Origin of the sequence: Streptomyces sp. enrichment culture (assembly GCF_964272855.1) — a bacterium.
Taxonomy (GTDB): domain Bacteria; phylum Actinomycetota; class Actinomycetes; order Streptomycetales; family Streptomycetaceae; genus Streptomyces.
Genome location: NZ_OZ186847.1, coordinates 2775074 through 2789874 on the forward strand (window position 1 = coordinate 2775074; position 14801 = coordinate 2789874).

Here is a 14801-nt window from a genome sequence, read left to right on the forward strand (position 1 = left end):
GTATGGCCCATGGACACACGATCACCATCGAGCAGGGCACCCGGCGCGTCCGGGTCGTCCACGACGGACAGGTGCTGGCCGAGAGCGACCGGCCCCTGGTGCTGAAGGAGACCGGCTGTCCCGTGCGGTACTACATCCCCGCCGAGGACGTACGGCTCGACCTCCTGACCCCGTCCGGCACCCACACCGACTGCCCCTTCAAGGGGACCGCGTCCTACTGGTCGCTGCCGGGCGCGGCCGACCTCGTCTGGGCGTACCCGGACCCGAAACCGGACGTCGCGGCGATCAAGGATCACCTCTGTTTCTACGACGTCGAAGTGTTGTGACCCGATGAGTTCCGTGTCCCGTGGCAGTCTGCGGGGGCATGGACAACGAGACCATCTCGCGCGACGGCACACCCATCGCGTACCAGCGCACCGGCCGGGGCCCCGCGATCGTCCTGATCAGCGGGGCCATGTCGACGGGCGCCACGACGGCGCCGCTGGCCGCCACCCTGAGGGACCGCTTCGAGGTCGTGGTGTACGACCGCCGGGGGCGTGGCGCGAGCGGTGACACACCGCCGTACGCCGTGGCCCGCGAGGTCGAGGACCTGGCGGCGCTGATCGAGGCGGTGGGCGGCGAGGCGGCGCTTTACGGCATGTCGTCGGGCGGCGCGCTGGCCCTGGAGGCGGCGGCGAGCGGACTGCCGGTGCGCCGGGTCGCGGTCTACGAGCCGCCGTTCGCCGACTTCTCGGCGGGCGGCGCGGAGGAACGCGCTGCCTACACGCAGAACCTGGCGTGGGCGCTCGCCGAGGGGCGGCGCGGGGACGCCGTGGAGCTGTTCCTGCGGCTCACCGGTCTGGCCCCGGAGATGATCGCGGGCGCGCGGCAGTCCCCCATGTGGGCGGACATGGAGGCGATCGCGCCGAGCCTCGCCTACGACGACGCCGTGATGGGCGACGGGCTGGTGCCGCGTGAGCGGCTGCGCGAGGTCCCCGTGCCCGTGCTGGCCCTCGCGGGCGCGATGAGCCCCGCCTGGCTGCGCGAGGCGGCACGGGCCGTCGCGGAGGGAGTGCCCCAGGGCACCTACCGGGCCTTGGAGGACCAGAACCACATGGTCGAGCCCCAGGTGCTGGGCCCGGTGCTCGCCGAGTTCCTCATGGGCTGACCGAGCCTCAGGCGCCCTTTCTCGGGTTCAGGCCACCCCGGCCGTCGCCCGCACCGTCGACGCGATGGTCGCCGAGCCCACCACGCGCGTGCCGTCGTACAGCACGATCGCCTGGCCGGGGGCGACGCCGCGGACCGGCTCGGTGAAGTCCACGCGCAGCTCGCCGTCGACGACCTCGGCGGTGACCTCGGTCTCGCCGCCGTGGGCGCGCAGCTGGGCGGTGTAGGTGCCGGGGCCGGCGGGGGCCGTGCCGCACCAGCGGGGCTTGATCGCGGTGAGCGCGGAGACGTCCAGGGCCTCCGCCGGGCCCACGGTGACGGTGTTGTTCACCGGCGAGATGTCGAGGACGTAGCGCGGCTTGCCGTCGGCCGCGGGGGTGCCGATCCTGAGGCCCTTGCGCTGGCCGATGGTGAAGCCGTAGGCGCCCTCGTGGGTGCCCAGCTTGTTGCCGGACTCGTCGACGATGGCGCCCTCGGCCTTGCCGAGCCTGCTCGCCAGGAATCCCTGGGTGTCGCCGTCGGCGATGAAACAGATGTCGTGCGAGTCGGGCTTCTTGGCGACGGCGAGGCCGCGCCGCTCGGCCTCCGCGCGGATCTCGTCCTTGGTGGTGACGGTGTCGCCGAGCGGGAACATCGCGTGCGCGAGCTGCTTGTCGTCCAGGACGCCGAGCACGTACGACTGGTCCTTGGCCATGTCGGAGGCGCGGTGCAGCTCGCGGGAGCCGTCCTCGCGGACGATCACCTTGGCGTAGTGGCCGGTGCACACGGCGTCGAAGCCGAGGGCGAGCGCCTTGTCGAGCAGCGCGGCGAACTTGATCTTCTCGTTGCAGCGCAGGCACGGGTTGGGGGTGCGGCCCGCCTCGTACTCGGCGACGAAGTCCTCGACGACGTCCTCGCGGAAGCGGTCGGCGAGGTCCCAGACGTAGAACGGGATGCCGATGACGTCCGCCGCGCGGCGGGCGTCCCGGGAGTCCTCGATGGTGCAACAGCCCCGCGCGCCCGTACGGAAGGACTGCGGGTTCGCGGAGAGCGCGAGGTGGACGCCGGTCACGTCGTGGCCTGCCTCGGCCGCGCGGGCGGCGGCGACGGCGGAGTCGACACCGCCGGACATGGCGGCGAGGACGCGGAGCGGGCGGGAGCGCTGCGGGGTGTCAGTCATAACCCTTCCAGGGTACGGGGGCGCGGGAACCGGGGCCCGCGAGTATCCGTTCTCGGTCACATGGGAGAGACGAAGGACGGCTCGCGCCGGCGGATCGGGCGGCGTTCGCTGATCATCGGCGGTGCGGCGGCCGTGGTCGGCACGGGCGCCGTGCTGGCGCGCGACGAGCTGTCGCGGCTGTGGTGGCAGGTGCCGGGGGTGGAGAAGCCCCGGGTGAAGGGCGCGGTCGACTACCGGGGCGCGCGCTGGGTGGAGGCCTCCTCGGCCAACTTCCGCTGGGCGGACCGGCCGGACGACTACGAGATAGACATGGTCATCGTCCATGTCACGCAGGGCAGCTTCGACAGCGCGGTGAAGGTCTTCCAGGACCCGGAGCACGGCGCGGCGTCGCACTACATCGTCGGGCAGGACGGCCGGGTCGCCCAGATGATCCGCGAGCTGGACGTGGCGTACCACGCGGGCAACCGGGACTACAACGAGCGCAGCATCGGCATCGAGCACGCGGGTTTCGTCGACCGCCCGCAGGACTTCACGGACGCCATGTACACCGCGTCGGCCCGGCTGACGGCGGGTATCTGCCGGCGGTACGGCATCCCGGTCGACCGCGAGCACATCATCGGGCATGTGGAGGTGCCGGGCACCGACCACACCGATCCGGGGCCGCACTGGGACTGGGGCCGGTACCTGCGGCTGGTCCGGCAGGCGGGTACGGCGTCGGCGACCTAGCCGGGACGGCAGATCGCCAGAAAAAGTGCGAATTACCCACTTCCATTTCCTCCCGACTGTCCTATCCTGTTTATAGGCCTATGGGACGAGTGAGGGAGCTCGACCGGAGTAGCCGACTTTGGCGAGAAGCTGCGGCTTCCGCTGGGGCCGACGTCGACGGTCGCGCTGAGAGGCCGGAAGGTCGCTAGGACAGGACCGGAAGGCGACCCCTAGCCACCTGATCCGGGTCATACCGGCGAAGGGAACCCGTCTCATAGGTCGTTTCGCTGCGCGCGGCGACCACCCGGCGCGACTCCTACGTCAGCCCCGCCGCCCGCGCGCGCTCCACCGCCGGGCCGATCGCCTTGGCGACCGCCTCCACGTCGGCCGCGGTGGAGGTGTGGCCGAGGGAGAAGCGCAGGGTGCCGCGGGCCAGGTCGGGGTCGGTGCCGGTGGCCAGCAGCACATGACTGGGCTGGGCCACGCCCGCGGTGCACGCGGAGCCGGTGGAGCACTCGATGCCCTGGGCGTCCAGGAGCAGCAGCAGGGAGTCGCCCTCGCAGCCGGGGAAGGTGAAGTGGGCGTTGGCCGGGAGCCGGTCGACGGGGTCGCCGCCGAGGATCGCGTCCGGGACGGCCGTGCGGACCGCCGTGACCAGCTCGTCGCGCAGGGCGCCGATCTCACGCGCGAAGCGCTCGCGGTGGTCGGCGGCGTGCCGCCCCGCGACCGCGAAGGAGGCGATCGCGGGCACGTCGAGGGTGCCGGAGCGGACGTGGCGTTCCTGGCCGCCGCCGTGCAGCACGGGGACGGGGGCGTGCTCACGGCCGAGGAGCAGCGCGCCGATGCCGTACGGGCCGCCGATCTTGTGGCCGGAGACGGTCATCGCGGCGAGGCCGGAGGCGGCGAAGTCGACCGGGAGCTGACCGACCGCCTGGACCGCGTCGGCGTGCAGCGGGACACCGAACTCGGCTGCGGTGTCGGCGAGTTCGCGGACCGGCATGACGGTGCCGATCTCGTTGTTGGCCCACATGACGGTGGCGAGGGCGACGTCGTCGGGGTTGCGGGCGATCGCCTCGCGCAGCGCGTCCGGGTGGACGCGGCCGTGGGCGTCGACCGGCAGGTACTCGACGGTGGCGCCCTCCTGTTCGCCGAGCCAGTGGACGGCGTCGAGGACCGCGTGGTGTTCGACGGGGCTGGCGAGGACGCGGGTGCGGGCGGGGTCGGCGGCGCGCCGGGACCAGAACAGGCCCTTGACGGCGAGGTTGTCGGCCTCGGTGCCGCCGGAGGTGAAGACCACCTCGCTGGGGCGGGCGCCCAGGGCTTCGGCCAGGGTCTCCCGGGCTTCCTCGACCGTGCGACGGGCCTGCCGGCCGGACGCGTGCAGGGAGGAGGCGTTGCCCGTGATCCCGAGGTGGGCGGTCAGTGCCTCTGCCGCCTCCGGGAGCATCGGGGTGGTCGCGGCGTGGTCGAGGTATGCCATGGTGACGCCGATTCTACGGCGCGCTCCCCCAAGGAACTCCGGACGCCCGGCCGCCCCGGACGTCCGGCGCCGGGTGCGGGCCGGCTCAGAGGCTCCAGGAGATGGTGTTGTCCGCCTGCATGAACGCGGCCAGCACCACCAGGTCGGCGACGCCCAGGCCGAGGCCGAGGTAGGCGCGCCCGCGGCGGCGGGTGCCGCGCCAGAGGGCGACGGCCGCCAGGGTGATGGCGATCGGCCCGAGGAAGACGTTGAGCACGAGCAGGCCGAGCAGGCCGAGGACGAAGGACGCGACGGCCATGCCGTCGGTGTCGCGGATGCCGGTGCGGCGCGTGGCCGGTGCGGTGAGATGCATGTCGGTCGGCTTCCTGCGGTCGGTGGTGTCAGTGGGTGGACGTGTGGCGACGGCGGGCGTGCCGCTCGCGCGCGGCGAAGACGGCGAGCCAGGCGGCGATCACCGCGCCCGCCACGACGGAGAAGCCGAGCGGCGCGTGGGCGACGGTGCCCAGCACCATGCCCAGCAGGAGCAGGGCTGCGACTAGGAAGAGCACGGGACGGAATCCCCCTCCGTGAACGATTGCGGTAACACTTGTTCACTGACTTGCCAGTCTAACGCCCCTCACACCTTTCCAATTCCGGAGAACAGTTGTTAACTGCATGGCATGAGTCACACCCTCGGTATCCGGCAGGCCCAGAAGCAGAAGACCCGGCAGGCGCTCCTGGACGCGGCGTTGCGTCTACTGGAGGAGCAGAGCCTGAGCAGCCTGGGCCTGCGTGAGGTCACCCGCGCCGTCGGTGTCGCCCCGACCGCCTTCTACCGGCACTTCCGCTCCACGGCGGATCTCGGCGTGGCCCTGGTCGAGGAGGCGCTGGGCAGCCTGCACCCGATGATCCGGACGACGGTGTCCGCGGTGGACGATCACGAGGAACGCATCACGCGCGCCGTCGAGCTGATCGCCCGTCATGTGGACGCGTACCCCGCACACGTCCGTTTCATCGCCCGGGAACGACATGGCGGAGTCCAGCCGGTGCGCGAGGCCATCCGGGAGCAACTCGCCCGGTTCACCGAGGAGGTGAAGGCCGAGCTGGCCAAGGACCGGGTCTCCGAGGGCTGGAGCGACGACGACCTGCTGATGCTCGCCGGTCTCTACGTCGACCAGATGCTGATCACCGCCTCGCTCTTCCTGGAGACCCTGGACGCCCCCGGGGAGGAGCGCCTGCGCGTCTCCCGGACCGCCACCCGCCAGCTCCGGCTGATCAGCGTCGGCCGCGCGCACTGGCGGGACTGAACCACCGAGCGGCCACCCCGCTCACCCCTCCCCCGCGTACAGCTCGGTCACGGCCGCCGCCGCCCGCGCCAGTTCGGCGCGCACCTCGGGCGGTGACACGACCTCCACGTGGCCGGCGAACTGGAGCAGCCCGCGGGCCTCGCCCAGCACGCCGTACGACAGCCGTACGGTGACCCACTCGCCGTCGCCGTCGGCGTCGTCCGGATCCGCCGCCAGCCAGGGCCTGTTGATGCGCAGGAACAGGTCGAGGCGGTCGCGCCGGACGCGGGCGGTGACGTCGAGGCCGCCGGGGCGCTCCTCCACCCCGCGGCGCAGCGCCTCCCAGACGTCGGCGAGCTCCACGCCGGGGCGGCGCCGCACGGGTTCTTCGAGCACCCGCGCGGAGCGCACCCGGTCCGCGCGGAACAGCCGTGGCGTCGCCCGCCGGTCGGCGACCAGGTACCAGACGCCGGCCTTGGCGACGAGGCCGTACGGGTCGACGGTGTAGGTGCGCGGCGTGTCGGCGCCGCCGTGCCGGTAGCGCAGCCGCAGCCTGCGGTCGGCGAAGACCGCCGCCTGGAGGGTCTCCAGGTCGGCCGCGGGCTGCGGGCCGCCCTTCCAGCGGGTGGCGTCGACCAGGACGCGCCGGGAGACGGCGTCGGCGGCCGGGCGGTGCGGCGCCGGCAGCGCCGCCATCACCTTGCGCAGGGCGGAGCCGAGCGCGGTGTCCAGGCCGAGGGCGGCGTGGGCGCCCTGCGCGGCCAGCACGAACAGGGCCCGGGACTCGTCGGCGGTCAGTCCGGTGACGTCCGTGCGGAAGCCCGCGAGGAGTTCGATGCCGCCGTGCCGGCCGCGTTCGGCGTACACCGGGACGCCGGCGGCGGACAGGGCCTCGACGTCCCGGTAGATCGTGCGGACGGACACCTCCAGCCGCTCGGCGAGTTCGTGCGCGGGAACGCGGCCACGCGTCTGGAGGAGCAGCAGGATCGACAGCAGGCGGTCGGACTTCACCGCCCCAGGATCCCGTACGGGTTACAGCCGGGCCCGTGCCAGCTGCCGGGACTGGGCGACCAGCCGGTCCTCGCTGTCCCACACCTCGGCGTCCTCCTCCAGGAAGCCGCCGGCCAGGTTGCGGGTGGTGATGGACACGCGCAGCGGGCCGGGGGCCGGGCGGCGGCGGACGTGCACGGTGAGTTCGACCGTGGGCACCCAGCCGGAGATGCCGAGTTCGAAGGCGGTGGGCGGCAGCGCGTCCACCGCGAGCAGCAGGGAGAGGGGGTCGGCGTCGCGGCCGTCCTTGAGGCCGAACCAGGCCCGCATCTCGCCCTTGCCGGAGGGCGCGCCGAGCGCCCAGCCGAGGGTGGCGGGGTCGAGCTTGAGCATCAGCCGGTCGGTGATCGCGGAGCTGCCGGGGACGGGCGCGGGGCTGTCGTCGGGGCCGAAGCACTGGTCGATCGGCGGGATGGCGGGCGGCTCGGCCGTCGTACGGACGTCGTCGGGCAGGGCGCCCAGGTCGCCGTAGGAGGCGAGGACGCGGATGCGCTCGACCTCGTTGCCGTGGTCGTCGTACTGGAGAAGGGAGGCCTGGCCGGTGGAGAGGGTGCGGCCGGTGCGCACCACGTCCGTGCGGACGACCGCGGGACCCGGCTGGGAGGCGGTCAGGTAGTGCGCGGAGATGGTGAACGGGTCGGGGTGCGGCAGGGCGTCCGCGAGGGCCCGGCCCAGGACGGCGAGCAGGTAGCCGCCGTTGACGGCGTTGATGATGGTCCAGCCGGCGGAGAGGTCGATGTCGTAGACGCCCTCCGTGCGGCGCGTGACGGCCGTGTCGCGGTCGAACTCGCTGTTGCCGATCGTCGCCTGGGATGCCTGAGCCATGGCGGTACCGTACAACAGAAAATTACTAAGCGGTAGCTTTGGAGGGGTCCTCCTCACGGACCGTCGACCGCCGGTTCCACGCCCGCGGCGCCCGCCAGTGGTAGCGCATCGCCAGCAGCCGCAGGACGAAGGCCGTGACGACCGCGACCCCGGAGGTGACCGTGGTCAGCGCGTCGAAGCGGATGCACAGCACCACCATCGCGGCGCCCACCATCGCGGGCACCGCGTACAGGTCGCGGTCCCAGCGCAGCAGCGACGGCACCTCGTTGGCCAGCACGTCCCGCAGCACACCGCCGCCGACCGCCGTGGCCAGGCCCAGGGCCGCGGAGGCGGTCAGGCCCAGGCCGTACTCGTACGCCTTTATGGTCCCCGAGACGCAGAACAGGCCGAGCCCGGCGGCGTCGAACACGTTCACCCCGGCCTGGATGCGCTCCACCTGCGGATGGAGGAAGACGACGAGGAGCGCGGCGAGCAGGGGGGTGATGAAGTACCCCAGGTCCGTGAACGCGGCCGGCGGTACGGCGCCGATGACCAGGTCACGGAAGAGTCCGCCGCCGAGCGCGGTGACCTCGGCGAGGACGGCGATGCCGAAGACGTCGAAGTTCTTGCGGACGGCCAGCAGCGCACCCGAGATCGCGAAGACGAAGATGCCGATCAGATCGAGGGTGTGCTGGACGGACGGGGTGAACAGTTGCTGGAGCACCCGAACATTCTGACGTGTCAAGAGGGGTGCATCCGGCAGTCCCGGATGCACCCCTCCCGATCGCGCACTGGCCCTCTAGTCGTCGCCGGAGGTCTTCTCGACGGCCTTCTTAACCGCCGTCGACGTCTCCGCCGACTCCTCGAGCACCGCGTCCGGCACCAGCTCGCCCGCCTCCTTGGCGGCGGTCAGCAGGACGGTGTCCTGCGGCGCCTGGTCCTCGAAGTTCTCCGGGTGGTGGCACGCGACCTGCTGACCGGGGCGCAGCTCCAGCAGCGGCGGCTCGGTCGTCTTGCAGATCTCCGTCGCCTTCCAGCACCGGGTGTGGAACCGGCAGCCGCTCGGCGGGGAGATCGGCGAGGGCACGTCGCCCTTGAGCAGGATGCGCTCGCTCTTGGCGTTCTTCCGCTTCGGGTCCGGGATCGGCACCGCCGACATCAGCGCCTTGGTGTACGGGTGCATCGGCGTCTTGTAGAGCAGGTCCCGGTCGGCCAGCTCCACGATCTTGCCGAGGTACATCACCGCGATCCGGTCCGAGACGTGCCGGACCACCGACAGGTCGTGCGCGATGATCACGTACGTCAGGCCCAGCTCGTCCTGGAGGTCGTCCAGCAGGTTCACCACCTGCGCCTGGATCGACACGTCCAGCGCGGAGACCGGCTCGTCGGCCACCACCAGCTTCGGGTTCAGCGCGAGCGCGCGGGCGATGCCGATGCGCTGGCGCTGACCGCCGGAGAACTCGTGCGGGTAGCGGTTGTAGTGCTCGGGGTTGAGACCCACGACCGACAGCAGCCGCTGCACTTCCTTCTTGATGCCGCCCTCGGGCGTCACGCCCTGGAGCTTGAAGGGAGCGCCGATGATCGTGCCGATGGTGTGGCGCGGGTTCAGCGACGAGTACGGGTCCTGGAAGATCATCTGCACATCGCGGCGCAGCGGACGCATACCCGCCACCCCGAGGTGCGTGATGTCCTGGCCCTCGAACTCCACCTTGCCGCCGGTCGGTTCCAGCAGGCGGGTGATCAGCCGGCCCATCGTCGACTTGCCGCAGCCGGACTCGCCGACGACGCCCAGCGTCTCGCCGGACCGGACCTCGAAGTCGAGGCCGTCGACCGCGTGCACCGCGCCGACCTGCCGCTTGAGCAGGCCCTTCTTGATCGGGAAGTGCTTCTGCAGGCCGGTGACCTTCAGCAGCACCTCGCGCTCGGCACGGGTGCCGTCGCTCTGCGCGGGAATCGTCACCGCTTTCTCGTCACTCACAGCTTCGGCGCAATCTCTTCGGTCCAGATACGCTCCCGCTGCTCCTGCCCCATGTGGCAGGCGGCCCAGTGCCGGCTGCCGACCTCGGTCAGCTCCGGACGGACCGTGCGGGTGACGTTGTCCTTCGGCAGGTCCGCGTACGGGCAGCGCGGGTTGAAGGCGCAGCCGGACGGGACGTTGATGAGGGAGGGCGGGGAGCCCTTGACCGGGATCAGCCGCTCCTGCTGGTCGCGGTCGAGGCGCGGCATCGAGCCGAGCAGACCCCAGGTGTAGGGGTGGCGGGGCTCGTAGAACACCTTCTCGGCCGGGCCGCGCTCGACGCACCGGCCGCCGTACATCACCAGCAGGTCGTCGGCGAGCTCGGCGACGACGCCCAGGTCGTGGGTGATGATGATGACCGCCGAGCCGAACTCCTTCTGCAGATCCCGGATCAGGTCGAGGATCTGCGCCTGGACGGTGACGTCCAGGGCGGTGGTCGGCTCGTCCGCGATGAGCAGCTCCGGGTTGTTGACCAGCGACATCGCGATCATCGCGCGCTGGCGCATACCGCCGGAGAACTCGTGCGGGTAGTTGTCGACGCGCTTGTCGGGCTGCGGGATGCCCACCCGGTCGAGCATCTCCACCGCACGGCGCCTGGCGGTCTTCTTGTCGACGTCGTGGTGGATCCGGTACGCCTCCACGATCTGCTGGCCGATCGTGTAGTACGGGTGCAGCGCGGACAGCGGGTCCTGGAAGATCATCGCCATCTCGCGGCCGCGCAGCTTGCGCACCTCGTCGGCCGGGGCGGACAGCAGCTCGGTGCCGTTGAGCCAGATCTCGCCGGAGATCTGCGGCTTGCGCTTGCCGTACTGCCCGGCCGTGTGCAGGCCCATGATGCCGAGCGAGGTCACCGACTTGCCGGAGCCGGACTCGCCCACGATGCCGAGGGTCTTGCCCTTCTCCAGCTGGAAGCTGAGCCCGTCGACGGACTTCACCAGGCCGTCGTCGGTGGGGAAGTGCACCTTCAGGTCGCGCACTTCCAGGAAGGCGGTCGGCGCGGCGCCGGAGGTGGTGGGCTCGCCCACGGCCGCGCCGGTCTTGCTGAGTTCGGTCATGCGAGCCTCACTCGGGGGTCGATCACGGCGTACAGGACGTCCACCACGAGGTTGGCGATGAGCACCGCGAGAGAAGTGATCAGGGTGACACCGAGGATGACGGGCAGGTCCTGGTTCTTGATCGCGTTCAGCACCGCCTGGCCGAGGCCGGGCAGGGAGAACGTGGTCTCGGTCAGGATCGCTCCGCCGATCAGGGCGCCGAGGTCCATGCCGAGCATGGTGAGGATGGGCGTCATCGTCGAGCGCATGGCGTGCTTGCGGATGACGACCGGCTCCCGCAGGCCCTTGGCGCGGGCGGTGCGGATGTAGTCCTCGCCGAGGATCTCCAGCATGGTGGCGCGGGTGATGCGGGCGTACATCGCCGCGTAGAGGAAGGCGAGGGTGACCCAGGGCAGGATCATGCCGCCCAGCCAGCCGGTGAGGCTGTCCTCCAGGGGCACGTACTCACCATTGATCCAGCCGAGGCCGTAGGAGAAGACCGCGAGGCTGAGCAGACCGGTGAAGTAGATGGGGAGGGAGACACCCGCCAGGGCGACGATCATCGCGCCGCGGTCCCAGAAGGTGCCCCGCTTGAGCGCGGAGAGCACACCCGCGGCGAGGCCGAAGATCAGCCACAGCACGGCCGCGCCGAGCGCCAGCCCCAGGGTCACCGGGAAGCGGTCGGTCAGCACCGGCCAGATGGCCTGTTCACTGCGGAAGGAGTAGCCGAAGCACGGCGCGGAGCAGTGCGTGACGTCACCGCCGGCCGCGTAGGTGCGGCCCGCGAAGATGCCCTTGAAGAACTCCCAGACCTGCGAGTAGATCGGGTCGCCGAGCCCCAGCTTCACCCGCACGGCCTCGACGGCGGCGGGGTCGGCCTGCTTGCCCACGAAGCTCAGTGCGACGTCGACGCCGGCCCACTTGGGGATGAGGAAGAAGATGCTGAAGACCACCATGACGATGACCACGAGCATCACTGCGGCGGCGAACAACCGCCTGATGAGGTAAGCGAGCACAGCTAACGGCCCGCCGCGGACCGCGGGCCGCCGGAGGTCTTCCGGTGGCCCGCGGTCACGCCGCGCCGGCCTTCACCTGCCTTTCGTGCCGTACGGCGGGTGTGCCGGTTACTTCGTGTTCTTCAGGCCGAGGTTGACGAAGTCGTACATACCGCTGTACGCGTCAGTGGTGTAGACGTTCGCCAGCCGGTCCGAGCGCCAGTTGAGGAACCGCTCGAAGACGAAGGGCAGGTAGTACGCGCCGTCCATCACCTTGTGGTTGATCTCCGTGGCGATCTTCGTCTTGCCGGCGTCGTCCAGCGTCTTCACGTACTCGTCGAACAGGCCGTCGATGGCCTTGTCGTTGATGAGCGCGTAGTTGTTGTTGGCGCTCTCCAGGATGTACTTGCTGTGCCACAGCGGCAGGCCGTAGCCCTGGACGGACGGGAAGTCAGCGCCCCAGCCCATGATGATGATGCCGTAGCCCTTCTTCTCCACGTTGGAGGGGCTGCCGACGACGCTGGAGTTCTGGGCACCGTCGTACTGGTCGATCTCGACCTCGATGCCGACCTTCTTCAGCGACGCCTGGAGCGACTCGGCGGTGGCCACCTCGACCGGCTTGTTGTTGCGGACCGCGATGGTGGTCTTGAAGCCGTTGGGCTTGCCGCAGGCCTTCAGCTCTTCCTTGGCCTTGGCGACGTTGCCGCTCTTGTTGGCACCGGCCATCTCGTACGGGTCGTACTTCTGGCCCTCACCGCCGGGGATGCCGGGCGGCAGCATGTTGGTGCCGATGTCGCCGCCGGCGACGGGGCCGCCGCGCGCGGTCTGCAGCGAGACGTGGTCGGCGCCGTAGAGGACCGCCTTGCGGCAGTGGATGTTGTCGAACGGCTTCACGTTCTGCGCGAGGGCCGCGTAACGGATGTAGCCGGAGACCGGGTTGTCCAGGTTGTCCTTGTGCTCCTTCAGGGCGGTGGAACGGCCCTGCGGGGACAGGCTGGTCTGGGCGAGGTCCAGGTCGTAGTCACCGGCGATGAGCCGGGCGTCCAGGTCGTTGGCGTTGGAGAAGAACTTGATCGTGATCTTGTCCGGGTACGCCTTGCGGATCGGGTCCGAGTCCTGCTTCCACTCGGCGTTGCGGACCAGCGTCAGGTCCTTGCCCGGGTTGTAGGACTCGAACTTGTACGGGCCGGACGAGAACGGGCGCAGACCGTACTTGGACTTGGTGTCCTTGTCCTGGCGGACCGGGGACGCGGAGATCAGCGCCAGCATCTCCTCGAAGTCCGAGTTGGCCTTCGGGAGCTTGAAGACGACGGTCTTGTCGTTCGGCGTCTCGATCGCCTTCAGGCCCAGCTTGTCCGCGGACTTGTCCTTGTACGGGCCCTTGTACTCACCCTTGGGGTCGAGCACCTCCTTGAGGTACGTCGGACCGCCGGAGAGCACGTCCTGCGCCCAGACACGCTCGATGCCGTACTTGACGTCCTTGGAGGTGATCGGCTTGCCGTCCTCCCAGGTGATGCCGTCACGCAGGGTGTACGTGTAGGTCTTGCCGTCGTCGCTGATCTTGGCGAGACCGGTGGCGAGGTCCGGGGTCAGCTCGGCGCCGGCCTTGCCGGGCTCCGTCTTGTTCGTGACGAGCTGGCGGCTGTAGTAGCGCGAGAAGTTCCACATGAAGCCGTAGTAGCCGCGCGTGGTGTCCCACGAGTCGGCGTCCTGGGCGCTCGCGAACTTCAGCGTGCCGCCCTTCTTGGCCAGGTCGGCCTGGGCGACCTTGTTGTTCGCGGCGTCGAAGCCGGCCGCGCCGTTCTTCCCGCCCTTGTCGCCGTTGTCACCGCCGCCGCCGCACGCCGCCGTGGTCAGCAGCCCGGCGACCACGACGGCAGCGGCCATGGCCTGCTTGCGCCGCCCTGAGGTGCGTTGGGTAGTCACGATCTCGGATCCTCCGGAATTGATGAGAGACCCCGTGCCTTGCGCCACGGGTCGCTTGGGGTACGGCAGTTCAGCGGGAGCCCTTCGGGTCCAGCGCGTCGCGCACGCCGTCGCCGAAGAGGTTGAAGGCAAGAACGGTGATGAAGATCGCCACGCCCGGGATCACCATGTACATGGGATCCGACTCGTAGTAGTCGAGCGCGCTCGAAAGCATCTGCCCCCAGGAGGCCGTGGGCGGCTTGACGCCCACGCCCAGGAAGCTGAGTGCCGCCTCGGTGAGGATGTTGGTGGGAATCATCATCGTCGTGTACACGATGATGGGCGCGACCAGGTTGGGCAGCAGCTCCTTGAACAGGATGTAGAACCGCCCGGCGCCCAGCGACCGGGCCGCCTCGACGTACTCGCGCTCACGCAGCGAGAGCGTCTGGCCGCGCACCACGCGTCCGATGTAGGGCCAGCCGAAGAACCCGATGACCAGGATCATCACGAACAGGCGCACGCCGGTGCCGGTCAGCCCCAGCATCTCGTTCGGCATGACGGAGACCAGCGCGATGATGAACAGCAGCTGGGGGAACGCCAGCAGACCGTCCATCACCCGGCTGATGACGGTGTCGACCCAGCCGCCGAAGAAGCCGGCGAGGATGCCGAGGACGGTGCCGAGGACGACGGCGACGATCGCCGACAGGAAGCCGACGAGCAGGGAGATCCGGGCGCCGTAGACGATCCGGGCGAAGATGTCGCGGCCGTTGACCGGTTCGACGCCCAGCCAGTGCTCGCCGCTGATGCCGCCGAGCGAGCCGACCGGCGTGCCGAACAGCGGGTCGATGAGGTCCTCGTGGTGGGCCTCGGGGTCCTGTCCGACCAGGCTGGTGATCACCGGCGCGAGCACGGCGACCAGGATCAGGAACAGCACCACGATGCCGCCCGCGAGGGCCAGTTTGTCGCGCTTGAGCCGCTCCCAGGCGATCCGCCCCAGGGAGCGCCCCTGTACGGCCTTCGCGCCGCCCGCCGGCGTCGCTTCCTCGGCCGCACTCGGAGCCGCTTCCGCGGTCGGCTCGTGCAATGGTGCCGTCATCTGGCAGGGACCCCTCTCAACCGGCGGTAGCCGGCCCGCACTTGCCGCTGTAGCGGCGTGATCAGTCCGTCTTACACAGGGCGAACACCCGGGCGAACACCCCTTGGTGCGGGAGTCTTCAACGCTTTGGCGATCTGTTGCCAGA

The 14801-nt window shown here is 70.5% G+C and carries 16 protein-coding genes; 4 read left to right on the plus strand and 12 right to left on the minus strand.

The window, feature by feature from the left end:
* Positions 1 to 2 precede the first annotated feature (2 nt).
* Together ACSU6L_RS11515 and ACSU6L_RS11520 are read left to right on the plus strand one after the other, a co-directional pair.
* On the plus strand, positions 3 to 326 hold the full coding sequence (locus ACSU6L_RS11515) for a DUF427 domain-containing protein (RefSeq protein ID WP_437056069.1): 324 nt from the start codon (positions 3 to 5) through the stop codon (positions 324 to 326).
* A gap of 38 nt (positions 327 to 364) precedes the next feature.
* Complete coding sequence (locus tag ACSU6L_RS11520) at positions 365 to 1147, plus strand: alpha/beta fold hydrolase (RefSeq protein WP_437056071.1); 783 nt, start codon at positions 365 to 367, stop codon at positions 1145 to 1147.
* 27 nt (positions 1148 to 1174) lie between these two features.
* Here ACSU6L_RS11520 and mnmA read toward each other — a convergent pair whose 3' ends face one another.
* Complete coding sequence (gene mnmA, locus ACSU6L_RS11525) at positions 1175 to 2305, minus strand: tRNA 2-thiouridine(34) synthase MnmA (RefSeq protein WP_437056073.1); 1131 nt, start codon at positions 2303 to 2305, stop codon at positions 1175 to 1177.
* A gap of 60 nt (positions 2306 to 2365) precedes the next feature.
* On the opposite strand from mnmA, the gene ACSU6L_RS11530 reads away from it, so the two are divergent.
* On the plus strand, positions 2366 to 3031 hold the full coding sequence (locus ACSU6L_RS11530; protein WP_437056075.1) for an N-acetylmuramoyl-L-alanine amidase: 666 nt from the start codon (positions 2366 to 2368) through the stop codon (positions 3029 to 3031).
* Positions 3032 to 3326: 295 nt separating this feature from the next.
* On the opposite strand, the gene ACSU6L_RS11535 is transcribed toward ACSU6L_RS11530, so the two are convergent.
* The 3 genes from ACSU6L_RS11535 to ACSU6L_RS11545 form a co-directional block, all read right to left on the minus strand.
* The gene (locus ACSU6L_RS11535; protein WP_437056077.1) at positions 3327 to 4490 is read right to left on the minus strand and encodes a cysteine desulfurase family protein; all 1164 of its coding nucleotides are present in this window, start codon (positions 4488 to 4490) and stop codon (positions 3327 to 3329) included.
* Positions 4491 to 4575: 85 nt separating this feature from the next.
* Entirely contained in the window at positions 4576 to 4842 is a 267-nt protein-coding gene (locus ACSU6L_RS11540) for a DUF4190 domain-containing protein (RefSeq protein WP_073941057.1), read from the minus strand.
* Between the two features lie 28 nt (positions 4843 to 4870).
* A complete protein-coding gene (locus tag ACSU6L_RS11545; RefSeq protein WP_107468613.1) occupies positions 4871 to 5038 on the minus strand; it encodes a hypothetical protein in 168 nt (55 codons plus the stop codon).
* Positions 5039 to 5149: 111 nt separating this feature from the next.
* Between ACSU6L_RS11545 and ACSU6L_RS11550 the strand changes: the two genes are divergently transcribed.
* The gene (locus tag ACSU6L_RS11550; protein WP_437056079.1) at positions 5150 to 5776 is read left to right on the plus strand and encodes a TetR family transcriptional regulator; all 627 of its coding nucleotides are present in this window, start codon (positions 5150 to 5152) and stop codon (positions 5774 to 5776) included.
* 21 nt (positions 5777 to 5797) lie between these two features.
* On the opposite strand, the gene ACSU6L_RS11555 is transcribed toward ACSU6L_RS11550, so the two are convergent.
* From ACSU6L_RS11555 to ACSU6L_RS11590, 8 genes are all read right to left on the minus strand, one after another.
* Positions 5798 to 6766: a helix-turn-helix transcriptional regulator gene (locus ACSU6L_RS11555; RefSeq protein WP_437056081.1), complete on the minus strand. Its 969-nt coding sequence runs from the start codon at positions 6764 to 6766 to the stop codon at positions 5798 to 5800.
* A gap of 21 nt (positions 6767 to 6787) precedes the next feature.
* Positions 6788 to 7630 carry a thioesterase family protein gene (locus tag ACSU6L_RS11560; RefSeq protein ID WP_437056083.1) on the minus strand — a complete coding sequence of 281 codons (843 nt, stop codon included), beginning with the start codon at positions 7628 to 7630 and terminating at the stop codon, positions 6788 to 6790.
* Positions 7631 to 7655: 25 nt separating this feature from the next.
* Positions 7656 to 8333: a trimeric intracellular cation channel family protein gene (locus ACSU6L_RS11565; RefSeq protein WP_437056085.1), complete on the minus strand. Its 678-nt coding sequence runs from the start codon at positions 8331 to 8333 to the stop codon at positions 7656 to 7658.
* Positions 8334 to 8408: 75 nt separating this feature from the next.
* A complete protein-coding gene (locus ACSU6L_RS11570; protein ID WP_437056087.1) occupies positions 8409 to 9587 on the minus strand; it encodes an ABC transporter ATP-binding protein in 1179 nt (392 codons plus the stop codon).
* Complete coding sequence (locus ACSU6L_RS11575; protein ID WP_073941053.1) at positions 9584 to 10681, minus strand: ABC transporter ATP-binding protein; 1098 nt, start codon at positions 10679 to 10681, stop codon at positions 9584 to 9586. The genes ACSU6L_RS11570 and ACSU6L_RS11575 overlap by 4 nt, the downstream gene beginning before the upstream one ends.
* Positions 10678 to 11676 (minus strand): ABC transporter permease, encoded by a 999-nt coding sequence (locus tag ACSU6L_RS11580; RefSeq protein ID WP_073941052.1) that lies wholly within the window; start codon positions 11674 to 11676, stop codon positions 10678 to 10680. Before ACSU6L_RS11580 ends, ACSU6L_RS11575 begins: the two co-directional genes overlap by 4 nt.
* Before the next feature lie 108 nt (positions 11677 to 11784).
* Complete coding sequence (locus ACSU6L_RS11585) at positions 11785 to 13581, minus strand: ABC transporter substrate-binding protein (protein WP_437056090.1); 1797 nt, start codon at positions 13579 to 13581, stop codon at positions 11785 to 11787.
* Between the two features lie 70 nt (positions 13582 to 13651).
* Positions 13652 to 14656, minus strand: a complete 1005-nt coding sequence (locus ACSU6L_RS11590; RefSeq protein WP_073941050.1) for an ABC transporter permease — start codon at positions 14654 to 14656, stop codon at positions 13652 to 13654.
* Positions 14657 to 14801 lie beyond the last annotated feature (145 nt).